Here is a 15,703-nt window from a genome sequence, read left to right as displayed (position 1 = left end):
CATGCCGAGCCTATCTCTGTACTGACACTTCTAGTCAGTGCAGAAAATGGGGTCTGAGAAAATCCAATCATTCACGTGATTGCTGTGTTCCTGAGCTTCTTCTTGTGTGTCAAACTCACGTTTTTCACGGAAGATGCCGACTTCCCACTTGCCGGTTTCGGTGTTAAATGTTGGCTTAGCCATCTGTGCTACCTCCTGTAGGCTGTAAATTGGTTTGTGGTGGCTACATCCCCACGGACATTGGCGGGTGAAGTTTCCAGCCCCGGCCTTCCATATAAGTAATGTTTACATCAGGGTTAATGTCAGAGATTGCCATGCAAAGATGATCGGCACTGTCCTCATCTGGCTCTACATAAAGCGAACTCAAAAACGACAGAACTTGCTCACCTTCACCTGCAGCAATTTGACCGCCCAGATGATTCAACACTGCCGCGTCTTCCGACTTGAAGAGTAGGTGTTCATCTACGGAATGCACTTCGCCCTTGTTGTTGACTTCATAACCAAAGCTATCTGGAAATTCGGAGCCTTCAGAGTACTCAGCCAGCACATCAACAACAACGCCAGCGTTTACCTGAAGCTCATTTAACCAGAATACAACTTGACCGAGGGAGTACATGCTACCCATCTTTAACCTCAACAGTGTTACCTAGATATCTTATTATAATGCCAAACAAATAATAATCAAGGTTTATGTTGCGCTAGGAAATATTATTTCAAATAAAAAGAAAGCGGGCATAAGCCCGCTTTTCTTATAGTGATGTATACAGCCTTAAGAAGGCTCGCCTTCACCTACATTAGCGTCATCAGGCTTGGCTTTAAGGCAGAAATAAGGAGATTTTTCACCTGACCTATAGACCGCATACCATGGAGTGCCATCATCAATTCGACGAAAAACCGCATGCCCTTCATCAATACTGTAAAATATGGAATCCCCCTTAATACGGGAATATGTAGGCTCGCTCTCGAGCTCTGCAATCGTTTCACGGTCATTATTTATAACGGCATGATCGTAAAGGGGAAGGTAAATATCACAGGAAACCCGCACAGTGGTTTCGAATAAATCACTAATACTATTAGCCTGCGCCGTCATGGACGTTAGCGCAATTGCCACTGCAACCATCTTTCTCATTATTTACACCTTTATTAATTTTGCAGGGAGCTCACATTGCCGTTTTGGGATATTAACTTAATATCTCGAAAGACACGGTCATGCCATTGTCATAGGTCTTGCTAACCGCATTACCTTCAACCTTAAAGCCTGTCAGGTCACCACGGACACCGTCATGCTCATAGCGCTTAGAGAATACCTTGAATAGGCCAACATGCTCACGCTTCACCTTAGGCTTTAGCCAGAACTGCGTACCGATCGAGACTTTATCGTCAGACACTTCAATATCTTTCTCGTTAGCACCTTGCGCCAACAGCTGAGAGACAATGCTTTCTTTGTACTCAGGCCAATCCTCGACAGTGAGTACGCCTGAGCAGCGCTTAATGACCTGCTTGCCATTAGCAGCCTGAAAGAACTCTTTAGCGGAAGTCAGTACTTTAACCATAATTACGTCCTCTCATCTCAAGCTTATTATTATAAGGAAATTACTTTAGAAAGCAAGCTTAATATAATTTAGAGAGGCTTGAGCATACCACCTAGAGCTTGCTATATCTTTTAATATCATTATAATTACCCCCTTCTATTGTGTTGGGGGGTAATCCTATGAGTTTGAGTAATGAATCGTTATCAGAGCAAACACTTGCCATGTTGAAAAGCGATAAGCTAAAGGCGCTTCATCATGACATCTACCCAGATGAAGTTATTCAAGTCTTTCAGGATGAAGTAAAGAATCGCGAGCGACGCATTTCCAACTTCCTGAAAATTTCTTTTGGGGTCTTTGTAGTAATTGGCATACCTTGTTTTGCGTACGCGCTCTATCTTTTATCAGGTGACGATGGCTCGGCACGCGGCATTTTAGGAAGAAACCCCGAAGCTGCATACTTTATGGCTCCTCTCGCCCTAAGCATGCTGTCCATTACAATTATGGGCATGTGGATAGCGTTAAGCGGTACCCGACGTCAGTTCTATGAAATGCATACCTTTGAAAATACGCAGATTCTTCATCAGGTGATCAACGATCTGGCTGTAGGGAAGGTATATCAAGCTAATCAATTGGCCTTAGCATATGCACAAGGCATTTGTGTGGAAAGAAACATGAAGAAGGCATTGTTTGTTTATTCTATTATGTCAGAGGCGGGGGATAGAGATTCGCATCAGAAGGCATCTCTTCTTCGGCAGGATCTCGGCTTGATAAGTCCTACAGGGTATGCTTTTACGAATGGAGAGATGATTGTCTTATTGGAGGATACATAATGAGTGTAGTTGCGCCTTTTCATCATTTGGAATCAGTTCAACGTAGCGGGCTAATAGAAATCTTCGTTTTAAGCTGACCATTAACAAATAAGGGGCTAGATTCGGCCCCTTATTTGTATCCTTGAAAAGAATTAGATCCTGACTATTAGCTGGCAGTGCCAACCTCAGAGCAACTCAGTTGAACATTGTGAGGTAATTCGCCATTAAACTCTTTACGTATCAGCGCGCTCAACGCATCTTGCTGTTGACGTGCTTTTACCTTGAATCGTACAAAGTTCTCATTACCATAAAAGCGCCAGCCAACACTGAATTCCTTTAGTTCACTTCTTGAGCTTGGTAATGCCATATCTCTCCCTCCCAAATGACCTTATATATTATAACAAATTTAACAAAAACATCAAATATCTGAACTTTGGTGCTACAAGCTTGATTTATTCGTTTTTGCTAGAGATAATAAAGTTATTAAAAGAATAATAAATAATGGTACCTAATATGAGCAATCCACTTTTGGCGGGCATTTTGCTTGCTACAATCTCCATGCCTGCAATAGCTGATTACCAGTACCGCTCTCCTATGGGCATGGAGTTTTCCCCTGCCGAGGTGACTTCTGAAGAAAATATGCCGACAGGCCTCCATTCACTCTCTTGCGGCATTTACCACTGCTATGGGCTAAAAGATGGCACTGTGTGGTCTGTGGGCTATAATAGCTATGGCCAGTTAGCTCGGGAAAGTACGGCGCATCAAAACACATGGGGTGATACAGGCTTTGCAGCCGATAAAATCATTGCAGGCATATCTGGCGGATTCGCGCTGGTGAATGGCAGGCTGTGGGCTGTGGGCTACAACGGCTATGGCCTGTTGGGTCTCGGTGATAGTACTCACCGCCATAGTTTTGTGGATACCGGGCATAATGTCACAGGGGTGGCGGGAGGTCGATACACTACCTATATAATTAAGAATGGGACAGTCTGGTCTGCAGGCCGTAATGATCAAGGCCAGAGGGCTAGGACTACGTCAATAACTCCGGCAGATGAATTCGGTGATACCGGCTTGGTTGCATCGAAAGTGGTTTCCCGTGGTAACTTCGCCATGGCGATCAGTAACGGAACGGTCTGGTCTGTTGGTCAAAATAATTATGACCAATTAGCCCGATCTGGAACCAACTCAATCTGGGGAGATACCGGCTTTGTAGCAGATGATATTGTTGCTGGTGGGCATCATACATATGCATTAAAAGACGGGGTTATATGGTCAGTTGGATACGATCATTATGGTCAGATAGGCCGAGCAATCGGTACTGGAACTCAACCAACGTGGTTTAATACGGGTCAGGCAGCATCCAAAATTGCGGCAGGGTGGCGTTTCGGCTATGCGATCAATAATGGTGAGGTTTTGGTCGTAGGCGATAATGACTACGGGCAATTGAGTCTAGGAGATGGCAGTTCGAGTAAGCAAACAGCATGGGTGTCAGTCGGTCAAGCGGCTAATGATATACATACTGGTTATTACTTTGGGTATGTTAAGTCAGGGGATCAGCTCTTCGCCTCGGGTCGTAACGGTTATGGTGAACTGGGGCTAGGAGATAACATTCGACGTAACTCATTTACGGAAGTTACATTGCCTTAATTTCTTTAGTTTATTGAGACTAAACCCGGCCAAGGGAGTGTAGAGTAAAAGCCGGGTTTATTTTGTCTTTACATTAAGTTACCAGCTCAGGGTGGTATAGGCGTTACTCACTGGGCTGCCCGGATCTGGGTCAGGGTGGTCTGTCCATATGTATTTATCGTTTTCATAGTGAAGACGCACAGCGCGCTCTTCATCGGGTTTTAAGTAGAAGCTTTCACCCGTGCCTTCTTTTGGGTCTCCGACCTGTGGGTTGTGGATACTACCTTTACCATCATTCACCGCATCTTTGATACGCGCATCAATATGCTTTACATACTTTTCAATCGCGGGGCCTTTTAGATTTTCGTTTGTACGACGTCGTGCTTCTTCTGCGTCCATTTTAGTCTCCTGATTGTGAATGCTTATATTCTAAGGCAGCAGCGTGCCTTGTAATGTGGATGATGCCCTCAATCGCAATAAAGCCGTAAATTAGGCGTGAAGAGATAATGTCAGAGGGTCTGAAAGCTTCTGTGAAGTCATTTGTAAGATAGCTGTAGTTATGCGAGGCGCAATAAAAGAAAAGGCCTGCCATAAACGATGAGGCGATATAGAAGAGAAGATCAGGTTGCCGAACTCTACTAAATGCAATGATCACTAAGCCTAATATAGCACCAATTACGATAGTAATTGCCGCCGACATCACCATCTCAGTTTCGTAATACAACTTGAGATACTCTGGGGTGTATTTAGTTTCAGGCCCTATGTTCTGTAGTAATACATCCAGAAAACCAAGAGCTAATAGGCAATATCCCACTATACGTAAGGTTTTGCAGCCTTCAGCTAAATTCATCAGGGATTTGGCATTATTTATGGGTTTCATTCCAAGCTCTCAGTGACCTGCAGTAGCGATAGTTTTATATTGTCATTTCTTGTTGAGGTCCAGATCCAATTTAGCAACTAAGTGGATGTTTCATTGATAGTTCGCTCTGAACATCTAACTCAGTATTTTCTGCTTTTGGATCTGGCAGGTAAAGAATTCTGCAGTTTTTAGCATATTCGCAGTTTAGGCCGATAATGATTGCAGGGGCAAGTGCCATGTTTTGCACTTCATCCCAAACCACAAAGGAGAGGTGGGAATCACGGGTCATATCAATTACATCGGTGCGGCAAACTTTAAATCTCTGTGCTAATTGCTGAATAGTGCAGGGAGTCATGTAAGGCTTATTGGAGTACTCCATTACAAACGTAGTGAGCGCCAAGCGTGTAGCCTCGTACTCTTCGGGTTTCCAGCGGCGCTTATGTAGAAGTTGAGATAGGTAGGCTTGAATGGCTATGCCACCAAGCATGGTGCAGCATCCGGCTACCGGCTGGCCTGTAAGAATCAGAGAGATCCCGATTATTGCAAATGCTAATAAAACAGCTGTGCAGGTATGCTTGATAGTCGTCCTTTTCATGGAATGGCCTCCCTCAATCCAATGTTAATAGCTAAATAAGTGAAGAGTTAAAGCTAACTTTTCAAGATCATCTTTACTTACTAAAGAAAAGACCCGGGCTTCAACGAGGCCCGGGTTCTGGTGTAGATGCCTGCCAAGGCTATAAAGGTCGGCAGGACTAAATCTTATCTATACCTGCTAAAGGTACTAGATCGGCGGGGCTATGTGGCCATCGCTCAACATCTCAACCCAGATCCGACCTGCTTGTTTGGGGTGGCTCATATGTTTTGCCACCCTTCGATATTTAATATAATAAAAAAAACAAAGAAAGCAAGCGTTTTTCAAGATTAATTTTACTTTTGGTGAATTATAATGCCTACCATGAATGGCTTGAGCTATATTTATTATTGCTATATTAAATAAATCCGGTATTATAGCTGTAACGGCTAACCTAAGGAGAATAATAAGAATGGCCTCATGTAAACGTAATGCAGCGATCGCTGCAGCTGTTGCAGTTGTTGCGACAGGTTCTTTTATTGGTGTATCAAGTGTTGCTAACGCTACCGCTAAAGAAAAGGTAGATGAAGTAGTCGCTAAAATTATGCAACAAGTGCCAGAAAAAGAGCGTAATAACTTTTCTTATGAGTACGATGTTGCTCACAGTGTGTTGAGTGGTACAACTGAAATTACTGCTCTTAAAGTGATGGCCAAGAATCCAGATAATGCTGCAGAATCAGTCACTGTAAATATCGATGAGCTCGCATTTTCCGGCGACTGTAAGGCAGGTAGCTGCAACATGGACGTCACAGGCATCTCGTTTGATGCTAAGTTTGAAGAGGGTTCTCGTGATGCTAAAGAATGGGCAGAATACGAGAAGCTGGTAAAGCAGATCGGTAAATTCGATACAAGTTACAACTACTCTGACGCAGACCGCAAGGTTGCCTTCATGCAGAGCGTAGGTGCGCAGAAAGTGGGTGACATCCGTTTTAAGATTGACCTAACAACTGAAAAGCCAATGCAGGCAACTGAAATCTTCTTCACAGAGGATGAAAAGCAGCGTGCTCAGATGGCTGAGCAGGCTTTTGGAACATCAACCCTTAATGGCGTTCAGCTATCATACGTAGACCGCGGCGGTGTAAGTATGCTTATTCAGCATATGTCTGAAAAAGAGGGTGTTACCAAAGCTCAAATGCTGGATGAATTAAAGCGCGAAAAATCCTCTGCTGAACACAGGCATAAGCGCGTAATTAAGAGAGGTAAGGCTGAAGAGGGCTCAACTGGTTTTGAAACCAACATTCTGAATGCCATGAATCAGCTTGTTGAGAACGAATCTGGCTCAATTCAGTTTAAACTCAATTTAAAGGAACCTCTGCCGCTTCCAAGTCTAATGGCTGTGATGTTTGATCCAAACTCAGTAGGTCAACACCTCGAAGTGACTTATCGCAAATAAAGGCCTTTTTGGAACATAGAATAAGACCCCTCACGAAGGGGTCTTATTGGTTTTAAGTACCATCTAAAAGGATTAGCTTGAGAGATAAAAAAAGCCCCAGCAATGCCGGGGCTCAAAGGTGTGGGCCAAGAGGGGCCCAAGAAAAGACTGTACGGTTACAGCAAGTGACAACAAAAAGTAAGCAACCCGACTCAACAATCTCAAAAATGAGGCTGCATCACTCAGATGCTTGGGTAAGAGGAGCCAAGCTCAACTCTTAATACCTAGTATAATGAAAAATAATATATAGTCAACAGCCTGCCTTCAATTAATTCAATAATATTTTAATAATTTACAAATAGAAAGGCCCGCGATGTCGCGGGCCTCAGTACGATCTTGGTTTTAACGGTGATGCGACTTGCACAAACGAGAGCTGTTTCGTCCGGTTTAGATAGTTATCCTTTTAACGCTTCGCTGCATTGATCAATAGCGTTGCTAGATCGCTGTCAGGGTCGATCGGCGGTTCAAGATCCCACAGTAGGTCGGCTTTAACGATTTCATTCATTGCTTCATAAAACTTATCCAGCACCACATCGCTGTAGAGTGATTTTTGCTCATCTGCCACCTTGAAGGTAGCGGCCATGACCTCTTTCTCTTTCCACGTTACATCTGCATTCCAGTCCAGTTCTACGTCCTGCGCTTGTAGATGCATTTCAACCTTTAAGAAGGTGATATTGTTGTTTTCATCCAGCTCTACGCTATCCTGATTGATTGCAACCTTAAATACTGACGAATCACTTAAAGCACGACTGAGGTAGTGGTCTGACTCTGTGAAGTTGGACTTGTCCTTTTGCGCATAGAGGCTCATTGCAAGACGCTCTATCACTTGATTGCGACGCACACGACGAACGGAAATCATGTCTGCATAGTTCTTCTGGGTATTAACCAACTCGATCAAAGCGCTTTTAATTTCTTCCTGACGCTCAAGTTGGGCCTGTGCATATTCAATTGCAGTAGTCATGATCTCTCTCACTTATCAACATTCATTCCATTTATTAAGTATATTATAATGATAAATGGCACAAAAGCAATAAGGGCGTACTTAGGGCATAAAAAGACCCGGCTTCGAGCCGGGTATTAAAGAAGTACAGAAGACTTCTGATCAAAGAAAGTCGTGGGCATACTATAGCAAGATTAATCGCCTAGCAAGAGTAAATTTTCACTATACAATAACTCATTACTCAGATAGATCTGAAGATTTAAAGTTAGCGCCATAGACTGTTTCTTGAGCATTGCGCAAGCGATGAACTAGGGAAAACGAAGTATTCGTCTCGTTAAGGATGCCTGAAACTTCAAAATTCATGAAATATCGGCCATGACCAACCACCTGATCGCGGTATTTGGCAACATCTTCAATACTCATCAGGGGAGCAAGCTCTAAGCAGCTTGCATCGGGTGCTTTTAGCAAGCTGTTATAGATGCTCTTATAGTGGTTTGCTTTTCTGGTCGCTGAGCCAAACTGCACTGAGCAAACAACGGTCAGTAGTACACTTGCCAAAGTACTTAACATCATTTGAAGCGACTGGTTGGAGTTAATTAGAAGAATAGCTCCTGTGCCTGCGGCTAAAAAAATGAGGGCTAATGAATAGAGGGGGGTTTTCTTCCTCTGGTTAATTTCTTCAGCAACCAAACAGGCTGTAAGAACCCCTAACATAATTAGAAAAAGTGTTCGGTTGAAAATCTCAGTCATGATACCTAGGTGAGAATCAAGGTGCAGAACGCCAAGCCCAAGCCATTGGTAATGAATGATCCCTAGAGTTAATAGGGTGCCTATTAAGAACCAAATATGGGCGTGTTGTATCGATTGTCGAGATAAATCGTTATGCTCTTTTCGGGCGTCTTCAATCTCTATTAAAGAGGGGGCCGGTCCATGTATTTTGAACTTCATCGTGTGCTAGTCCTTTGTATAATCCGTTCCATGCACTGTTTTGTGTGCACGATTAATCTGATGATAGCGCTTCATCTTGAATATTACGCCTTATCTCCAACCAAGTTCTCCATGTACACAATGCGACAGGCCTCGTCCTCTTGGCGTTGTAGTTCGGCAGTGTTCTTTGACGCTTTGTCTTTGGTGTAATGCTTTGACATAGCATCTACTTCAGCATTCGTGAACAACCGTGCTTCAGCCTGCACCTTAATGCGGAATTGATTGACTTCAGGTAGATAGAGCCATTCTTTAATTTGTAAGCAGCTTCGTTTGGGAGCTTCTTGCAATCCGTGCCATACATTCCGTGCTTCAATCAGCTGCTTATGTTTTATGACCAGCATAGTCGCAAGAATGACGCTAGTAATCGAGATAACTAGATGCGGCAATTGGTACCAGCTCAATAGATCGTAATGCAACCAAGGAAACATTATACCTGTTGCTACACCAACTATTGGAAATAAAATGAAGGGGTGGTATTCATGTTGTTCTTTACCCGGCACAGTCTTATCTAAAGCTCCTGTAAGCCCCAGTAATGCTAATGCAAACCCACCTGTAATAAATACTGCAGAGCACATCAGGTTATCATAAAAACTATTCAGCGATTCAGATTCCTTATAGCCGATGTGCGATCCGACAATGACTGCACAAGCAATCAAGCATGAAACGATAATCATACGGTGGAAGGTTTTTCTTAGCTGAGCAACTTGTGCGGATTGTGCTTGGCGCTCAGCTTCCAGTTGATCACGGGTCAAAGGAGGGTTATTGATGTCGATATTCATGCTTATGCTCCTGTAAGGTTGCCTGTATAGACCTTGGCACACGCCGCATCGATCTCAGCTTGTTTTCGGTCTTTTGCAGCTTGCTCTTCGGCCTGCTGGTAGAAAGTGCGCATAGCCTCAACTTCACCAATCGTGAAGCAAGTCCTGTCGGTTCCTTGAAGGGCATTGCGATAGGCTACGATGTCTTCATTGTCTAACCAGTGTTGAATTTCCAGACACGATTCGCTAGAGGCATTACTTAAGGCACGATGAAATGCTTTGTGGCTGCTCAATAAATTAAATTCTTTATAGATTTGGTAAGCTAAGAGTGTTAACGGTACGAGCATTCCTATTTTGAGCCCTATATAAGTTGCGGTATTATCTGTTAAAGGAGCAAATACTGCAGCACCTGCAGTAAGTACGCCCATGATAAAAAGCCCAAAATCGAACTTAAAGCTCATCATCATGGTGAGCCCCATAAGATGAAAGATTAATGCACCGGTAAGCGCTTGAGTTAGTTCAGCCGTCTCCTTAAAGGAGGTTGTAGCAATGCACAGCATTACTAATACGGGTATGTAGAGTGCGGGAATAATTATCAATAAGCTCTTAACTTTTCCCTTGGATGCTAAATGCCTAGCCTGTGCAGATTTTTGTTGATCATCTATAAAGGATTTACTGAAAGGTTTGCTAAGAATATCGAAATTAACCATAGGGAGCCTTGACGCTTTTATCATTAGGTAGCTTGCTATTATAACGGTAATTACTTAATAAGCAAGATGGCAAATACTCTATTTAGCGCATCAAAAGACGGCATGACTCTTTCCATGCGATTTTCTGACATAAAAAAAGCCCCAGCAATGCCGGGGCTCAAAGGTGTGGGCCAAGAGGGGCCCAAGAAAAGACTGTACGGTTACAGCAAGTGACAACAAAAAGTAAGCAACCCGACTCAACAATCTCAATAATGAGGCTGCATCACTCAGATGCTTGGGTAAGAGGAGCTAAGCTCAACTCTTGATATCTAGTATAATGATAAATAATCAAACGTCAACACTTTTCTTGCTTATATTTAAATTTTATTTTAATTATTGTCTGAGCAATAATATATAGCATATTAAACCTTATGAAAATCTAGGTGTCTTTTATGAAGAAAGTACTTATCGCGCTGGGTATAGCGCTGACGTCTCTGTCTGCACACGCGGACTTCCAATTTCGCACTCCCGTGGGTATGCAGTTCACAGTATCGGATGCAGCGGCATCCGCACCAGCGGATCTGACGGGCATTAGTTGTGGCGGTCACCACTGTTTGGGTATTAAGGATGGTAATGTCTGGGGGGTGGGCGGCAACTATTTCGGCCATTTGGGTGTGGGAGATTCAATCGATAAGTATTATTGGATTGATACCGGCTTACCTGCTACGCAAGTGGCGGCAGGAGATGCTTTTTCCTATGCGTTGAGTAATGGTCGGGTTTGGGTTACGGGGCATAATGGCTATGGGCAATTAGGTCTGGGTGACAAAACCCGACGTTACAATTGGACGGATACGGGTCGGACAGCAACCGATATCGCAGCAGGCAGCCTTCATGGCTACATATTAGAAGGCGGAGTGGTTTATGGTAGCGGCTACAACGCGCATGGGCAGCTGGGTTTAAATCATACCAATGAGGTGTTGAGTTTTACGGCCTCTTTAAGCGGCGTCAAGGACATTGAAGCTCACTACTACCATGGGTTGGCAGTGCTTGATAATGGGGAGCTTTATTCTGTGGGTCATAATAGCTACGGACAGCTAGGGCGAAGCGATGTATCTATAGCCAGCAATGCTAATGCTCATCAGTGGGGGAGTACAGGTCAGGTAGTTACGGAGGTAATACCGGGTTACCGTCATACAATAATCAAAAGTGGCGGTAAGTACTTAGGTGTAGGTGCCAATAATTTGGGTCAATTAGGTATCGGCGCGAGTAACGTTGTTACAACGTGGTCTGAATTCCCCATATCCTTTGATAAGATGGCAGCAGGTCACTACCAAAGTTATGGTATGGTTGGTAATCAACTGTGGGTGGTAGGCTATAACACCAATGGCGGCTTGGGGACCGGTAATAACACCGACTTAACTACATGGACCGACTCGGGGCTAACCGCACAAGCTATATATGGGGGAGAGGATGCTGCGTACCGTATTGATACGGGTGGCACAATATTTTCAACGGGTAAGAACCTTCGAGGCAATGCAGGGATCGGCGTGACCGGTGCTCAGCTAGACTGGATGGAAGTCACTGTGGGTGGTGAAGAATAACGGAACAGCCTCATTCAGCACATTAAAAGCCCAGCTGTGCTGGGCTTTTAATGGGGCGCATTTCTTATAGGGTGGGTTCATTCTCTGCTTGCTGATCTTGGTTAAGCTGCAGCATATGGTATTCCAGATCATCGATCCCGCCTTGAATGTGAAACAACTCTTCTTTCCGTTCTGTGATCTGGCGGTCGAGTGCTTCCATACTTGGGCGATAGGGCTCCATCGCGTGCGTGGGTTGTTCCCGTTCCGCAGTTAGGCTAACGCCAAGATCGGTTTCAATCTCTTTTAACTCACCTTCAAGCTCATAGATTTTGCTCTGTACGTCAGTACGTCGCTGACGTAACTCAATCAGATTGTTTTTGTAGTTTTCTGCCGGTCCGTACTGGTAATCAAGCACGTCAAGCCCATTATTTTCTTTGCTGTGAAGCAGGAATAATGTAGCGCCTTGGACTTTAAAGAGTCGCAACTCAGCCCCTTCTACCAAACCGCCTGATTCAGCGATCTGACGCAATGCGCTTGGACCACCGGCTGGTTGGTAAGGCTCAATAGAGTTGGATTCAATGCCTACGGCAAAACGAACGCCCTCTTGATCGGTATAGCACAGTGCATACTGGTCCTGAGTTGAACTGGAGCGGTGAAAATGAAATTTCTCTACCGATAAGGCCTGATTGAATTCGGGTGTGACAATAATCTGTTGTGTGTTCTCAACGCTCATGATGCTATTCCTGTGCAACACTGTTATTTATTATAACAATTTTAACATATTCATTGATCAGGAGTCACTATAAGACTGCTCCTAAAGGCGTTGCCGTGACGTACAGTGAAACGTTGAATGTTAGTCCTATTTTAGCGCTTTAAATAGCCATGATAGGTTTGGACTTTTTTGAACTGCCAGTAGTGTGCAGGATCAAACTCAGTAAGCGATGAAGCTGTTTTTAGATTAATGCGGCGCTCATGAGTGGCCACCATAAAATAACCTCGTACCATCGATGCGGCTAAAGCCGCAAACAATCCACCCATAATATAGGGCTCTGAGGGCGTAAGGGGCTTGATTGCAAATAACGTTGAGGTTATTAAATAAGCGAGACTGCTCGTGCCAATAAACAATGCGATCTGCAGTAGGGCGGTAGGTAAGGATACCGGAATTATCCATGGGTTGTCGCGCCCTTGTAGATAGGTCATAAAACCATCTACAAATAAAATACCGATAGCCGAGGCTACTACCACCAACAGGCACTCAAAAGCCCAAATTGCATCAGGATAAATCATGGTAAGCATGGTCTATTTCTCCCTTTTCGATGTGAAATAAGCATCGCGAACGGCATGGACTTTTTCACTTGTATCTTTCTTAACAGATTCCATGTGCTCTTTGACTGCTCCTACCTGTTCTTCTAGTTCTTCTAAGCGTGCATTGTAAGCCTTGCTGTTCTTACGCCCAGCTTTCTTAGCCAGAATCTCCAACATCAGATCGTAACCACGCCCATAAGGCAACTCACCTTCATCTAAGGTGCGGGCGATACTGTCGCAGAAGCCGCCCTTTCCATCACGTAGGTCTGCCGCGAAACCGATTAGTGTGTACAAGTCTTCAGCTACTACTTCTTTCGCCGCATCCTCAAGCGCTTGAATGTCAGCCTGCATCTGCTCATAGTCCGTTAGGCCGCCATTACGTTCACGCTGCGCTTCATGCTCAGCATCTACTTTAGCCTGACGTTCTTCCTGTTTTTTCTGGCGACGCGCTTCACGCAATGCTTTCTGACGCTCTTTCTCTAGACGCTCAACCTCAGTGATCAGCTTGGCATCACCGCGCTTAGTCACGCAGTCACAGCCTACGGAGAACTTAACGCCGTCTTTGCTCTCAATAAGGAAATTATGTGTTAGGCCAGTGCCGCAAACCAGACACGAACCGCAGCCATATCCGCGAGGCATCGCGTTCAGCTGGTTATTGTAGGCAGTAGGGTTTGCCTCAGCCAAAGCTTTCGATGGAAACGAGTACAAGCCAACACAGCGGTATGGTGGCTTACCGCAACCACGATCTTCCCACTTGTGAAATAATGATTTTGATTCTGTAGCTGATGCTGTAGCAGTCATGTCCATATCCCTCTCATCTCTTAATAACTATTATAATGATAATAATAAGAAAAGCAAGACTATAGTTCTCAAGAGAGGGTTTTAACAGCTAAAAATTCGCACACTAAAATACGGTTTCACCCTTAATGGCGAAGAGGGGAGATCTTAATCCGATCGTACGCTCTCATTATTTGACAAAGTCTACCTGCTTTAGGGTCAGAGGTGCTTTGAAGGATCGATCGTAAGCGGATTCGATCTGCATTAGTCGGAATAAGTTTGTGTCTAACGACAATGCAATCCTGCTCAGCCTTGAAAAGCCAAGATGAATTGTTAAAAGAACGCTTTAGATCTTTAAAAGCTTCAGGTGAGATAGTTATAGTTTCCATTGAAGGTTGGTGGGTATAGTGCATACAGGCTCCAGCCTTATAATCGTGAAGCTAAATTATAACGAAAAACAAGCATAGAGCAATTAATGGGTTGCTTTATTTATTATTTGCCTTTTTAAATATCATTTAGCATACTTTAGTTAAATAATAAGTAGAGATTTACCATGAAAAATCTAGTTCAGGGCTTGTTGTGCGCGGCCTTAATAGCTCCTTCTTTTGCAGCTTATGCCGATTTCACATACAGAACCCCTATGGGAATGAAATACTCAGTAGCTGCTGCTGAAGAATCTGCGCCTGCTGGGCTTCATGGTATCTCCTGTGGCCAATATCACTGCTTAGGTGTTAAAGATGGCACAGTATGGGGTGTGGGATATAATTCAAATTTCCAGTTGGGATTGGGTCATAATACCTCTCAATATTCATGGTTAAGCCTAGGGATTGAGGCTGATTTTGTGAAAGCGGGCTACCTTTCTAGCTTTGCGGTTAAAGATGGGGTGCTTTGGGTAGCAGGGGGCAACTCTTATGCAATGCTGACAAACACTGTCGCGGGTGCTGTTAAAACATGGTTTAACACTGGATTGAGCGGTGTTACCGATGTCGCCGGTAGTGCATTCCACAGCCTTATTGTTAAAGATGGTACAGTCTGGTCTGCCGGTCGAAATCAGTATGGCCAGTTAGGTTTGGGGTATGCCTCAACAGAAGAGTCGTTGTCCGATACGGGTCTCAGTGCTACAGCAGTGGCGGCCAACCGCTATACAAGTCATGCAATCAGCAATGGCGTTCATCACTTTGCGGGCTTTAATAGCCACGGTCAGGCGGGAGTGTCTGGAGGCGGGGCTTATTACGATTGGACCAGTTCGCACCTACCTGTAACTGACTTGGCAGCAGCTAAGCATTACTTTGCCGCATATGCTATCAGTGATGGTCAGTTATGGGTCGCAGGCTATAATGCCCAAGGGCAGCTTGGATTAGGTCACAGCAACAATGCCTCTGTATGGATAAATACGGGACTGTCTGCGAGTGATGTCAAAGCGGGCTATCAACATGCACTTGCCATTAGTAATGGTGAAGTTTACTCCGCCGGAAGTATAACCTATGGTCAGTTGGGCCGTTCCGGCTCTAACAACACATGGCTGGGGACAGGTGAACAGGCCGATGAAATTGCGGCGGCAAACTATACTAGTATTCTTGTATCCTCTGGCGTGAGAAAAACGGTAGGTTATAACCAACATGGTCAGGCTGGGGTAGGCCATACGAATAATCTTAGTGAGTGGACAGAGGCATTGCCTTTAGAATGATATTAGAGACCGCCCTTAATTCCTGAGGGCGGGTTATTCCGATAATAACAGGTAGTCGCTTTTTGATTGTGAAAGCTAGCCGAGCAAAGCT

At 44.3% G+C, this 15,703-nt stretch carries 20 protein-coding genes; 5 read left to right on the top strand and 15 right to left on the bottom strand.

Annotated features, from left to right (window positions below; genetic code table 11):
* Nucleotides 1-30: 30 nt before the first annotated feature.
* The 4 genes from ACMXYT_RS20845 to ACMXYT_RS20830 form a co-directional block, all read right to left on the bottom strand.
* Nucleotides 31-183, bottom strand: a complete 153-nt coding sequence (locus tag ACMXYT_RS20845; protein WP_415912324.1) for a hypothetical protein — start codon at nt 181-183, stop codon at nt 31-33.
* 40 nt (nt 184-223) lie between these two features.
* Nucleotides 224-625, bottom strand: coding sequence for a hypothetical protein (locus ACMXYT_RS20840; RefSeq protein WP_415912323.1), 402 nt, complete (start codon nt 623-625; stop codon nt 224-226).
* Nucleotides 626-769: 144 nt separating this feature from the next.
* Nucleotides 770-1,129 (bottom strand): hypothetical protein, encoded by a 360-nt coding sequence (locus tag ACMXYT_RS20835; RefSeq protein WP_415912322.1) that lies wholly within the window; start codon nt 1,127-1,129, stop codon nt 770-772.
* 52 nt (nt 1,130-1,181) lie between these two features.
* Entirely contained in the window at nt 1,182-1,553 is a 372-nt protein-coding gene (locus ACMXYT_RS20830; RefSeq protein ID WP_415912321.1) for a hypothetical protein, read from the bottom strand.
* A 158-nt stretch (nt 1,554-1,711) separates the two neighbouring features.
* On the opposite strand from ACMXYT_RS20830, the gene ACMXYT_RS20825 reads away from it, so the two are divergent.
* The gene (locus ACMXYT_RS20825) at nt 1,712-2,362 is read left to right on the top strand and encodes a hypothetical protein (protein ID WP_415912320.1); all 651 of its coding nucleotides are present in this window, start codon (nt 1,712-1,714) and stop codon (nt 2,360-2,362) included.
* Between the two features lie 145 nt (nt 2,363-2,507).
* Here ACMXYT_RS20825 and ACMXYT_RS20820 read toward each other — a convergent pair whose 3' ends face one another.
* Nucleotides 2,508-2,708, bottom strand: coding sequence for a hypothetical protein (locus ACMXYT_RS20820; RefSeq protein ID WP_415912319.1), 201 nt, complete (start codon nt 2,706-2,708; stop codon nt 2,508-2,510).
* 146 nt (nt 2,709-2,854) lie between these two features.
* Between ACMXYT_RS20820 and ACMXYT_RS20815 the strand changes: the two genes are divergently transcribed.
* The gene (locus ACMXYT_RS20815; protein WP_415912318.1) at nt 2,855-3,988 is read left to right on the top strand and encodes an RCC1 domain-containing protein; all 1,134 of its coding nucleotides are present in this window, start codon (nt 2,855-2,857) and stop codon (nt 3,986-3,988) included.
* Between the two features lie 78 nt (nt 3,989-4,066).
* Here the strand turns inward: ACMXYT_RS20815 and ACMXYT_RS20810 are convergent, their stop codons facing one another.
* The 3 genes from ACMXYT_RS20810 to ACMXYT_RS20800 form a co-directional block, all read right to left on the bottom strand.
* Nucleotides 4,067-4,366 carry a hypothetical protein gene (locus ACMXYT_RS20810; RefSeq protein WP_415912317.1) on the bottom strand — a complete coding sequence of 100 codons (300 nt, stop codon included), beginning with the start codon at nt 4,364-4,366 and terminating at the stop codon, nt 4,067-4,069.
* Between the two features lies 1 nt (nt 4,367).
* Entirely contained in the window at nt 4,368-4,847 is a 480-nt protein-coding gene (locus tag ACMXYT_RS20805; RefSeq protein ID WP_415912316.1) for a hypothetical protein, read from the bottom strand.
* 70 nt (nt 4,848-4,917) lie between these two features.
* On the bottom strand, nt 4,918-5,421 hold the full coding sequence (locus ACMXYT_RS20800) for a hypothetical protein (RefSeq protein WP_415912315.1): 504 nt from the start codon (nt 5,419-5,421) through the stop codon (nt 4,918-4,920).
* Nucleotides 5,422-5,869: 448 nt separating this feature from the next.
* On the opposite strand from ACMXYT_RS20800, the gene ACMXYT_RS20795 reads away from it, so the two are divergent.
* Entirely contained in the window at nt 5,870-6,850 is a 981-nt protein-coding gene (locus ACMXYT_RS20795) for a hypothetical protein (RefSeq protein ID WP_415912314.1), read from the top strand.
* A 442-nt stretch (nt 6,851-7,292) separates the two neighbouring features.
* Here ACMXYT_RS20795 and ACMXYT_RS20790 read toward each other — a convergent pair whose 3' ends face one another.
* The 4 genes from ACMXYT_RS20790 to ACMXYT_RS20775 all read right to left on the bottom strand — a co-directional run bounded on the left by ACMXYT_RS20790 (nt 7,293) and on the right by ACMXYT_RS20775 (nt 10,284).
* Nucleotides 7,293-7,850: a hypothetical protein gene (locus ACMXYT_RS20790; protein WP_415912313.1), complete on the bottom strand. Its 558-nt coding sequence runs from the start codon at nt 7,848-7,850 to the stop codon at nt 7,293-7,295.
* A 216-nt stretch (nt 7,851-8,066) separates the two neighbouring features.
* Complete coding sequence (locus ACMXYT_RS20785) at nt 8,067-8,777, bottom strand: hypothetical protein (protein ID WP_415912312.1); 711 nt, start codon at nt 8,775-8,777, stop codon at nt 8,067-8,069.
* An 83-nt stretch (nt 8,778-8,860) separates the two neighbouring features.
* Complete coding sequence (locus tag ACMXYT_RS20780; RefSeq protein ID WP_415912311.1) at nt 8,861-9,595, bottom strand: hypothetical protein; 735 nt, start codon at nt 9,593-9,595, stop codon at nt 8,861-8,863.
* A 2-nt stretch (nt 9,596-9,597) separates the two neighbouring features.
* Nucleotides 9,598-10,284, bottom strand: a complete 687-nt coding sequence (locus ACMXYT_RS20775) for a hypothetical protein (protein WP_415912310.1) — start codon at nt 10,282-10,284, stop codon at nt 9,598-9,600.
* Between the two features lie 431 nt (nt 10,285-10,715).
* On the opposite strand from ACMXYT_RS20775, the gene ACMXYT_RS20770 reads away from it, so the two are divergent.
* The gene (locus ACMXYT_RS20770; RefSeq protein WP_415912309.1) at nt 10,716-11,864 is read left to right on the top strand and encodes an RCC1 domain-containing protein; all 1,149 of its coding nucleotides are present in this window, start codon (nt 10,716-10,718) and stop codon (nt 11,862-11,864) included.
* A 64-nt stretch (nt 11,865-11,928) separates the two neighbouring features.
* Here the strand turns inward: ACMXYT_RS20770 and ACMXYT_RS20765 are convergent, their stop codons facing one another.
* From ACMXYT_RS20765 to ACMXYT_RS20755, 3 genes are all read right to left on the bottom strand, one after another.
* Nucleotides 11,929-12,576 carry a hypothetical protein gene (locus ACMXYT_RS20765; protein ID WP_415912308.1) on the bottom strand — a complete coding sequence of 216 codons (648 nt, stop codon included), beginning with the start codon at nt 12,574-12,576 and terminating at the stop codon, nt 11,929-11,931.
* A gap of 131 nt (nt 12,577-12,707) precedes the next feature.
* Nucleotides 12,708-13,139, bottom strand: a complete 432-nt coding sequence (locus ACMXYT_RS20760) for a hypothetical protein (RefSeq protein ID WP_415912307.1) — start codon at nt 13,137-13,139, stop codon at nt 12,708-12,710.
* Nucleotides 13,140-13,142: 3 nt separating this feature from the next.
* Nucleotides 13,143-13,949 (bottom strand): hypothetical protein, encoded by an 807-nt coding sequence (locus ACMXYT_RS20755; protein WP_415912306.1) that lies wholly within the window; start codon nt 13,947-13,949, stop codon nt 13,143-13,145.
* Nucleotides 13,950-14,478: 529 nt separating this feature from the next.
* On the opposite strand from ACMXYT_RS20755, the gene ACMXYT_RS20750 reads away from it, so the two are divergent.
* On the top strand, nt 14,479-15,612 hold the full coding sequence (locus ACMXYT_RS20750; protein ID WP_415912305.1) for an RCC1 domain-containing protein: 1,134 nt from the start codon (nt 14,479-14,481) through the stop codon (nt 15,610-15,612).
* The last annotated feature ends 91 nt before the right edge of the window (nt 15,613-15,703 follow it).

It is taken from the genome of Neptuniibacter sp. QD37_11 (assembly GCF_047778105.1).
GTDB lineage: Bacteria > Pseudomonadota > Gammaproteobacteria > Pseudomonadales > Balneatricaceae > Neptuniibacter.
The sequence above is the reverse complement of the archived record's forward strand: the minus strand, read 5'-3'. Positions and strand labels throughout refer to the sequence as shown.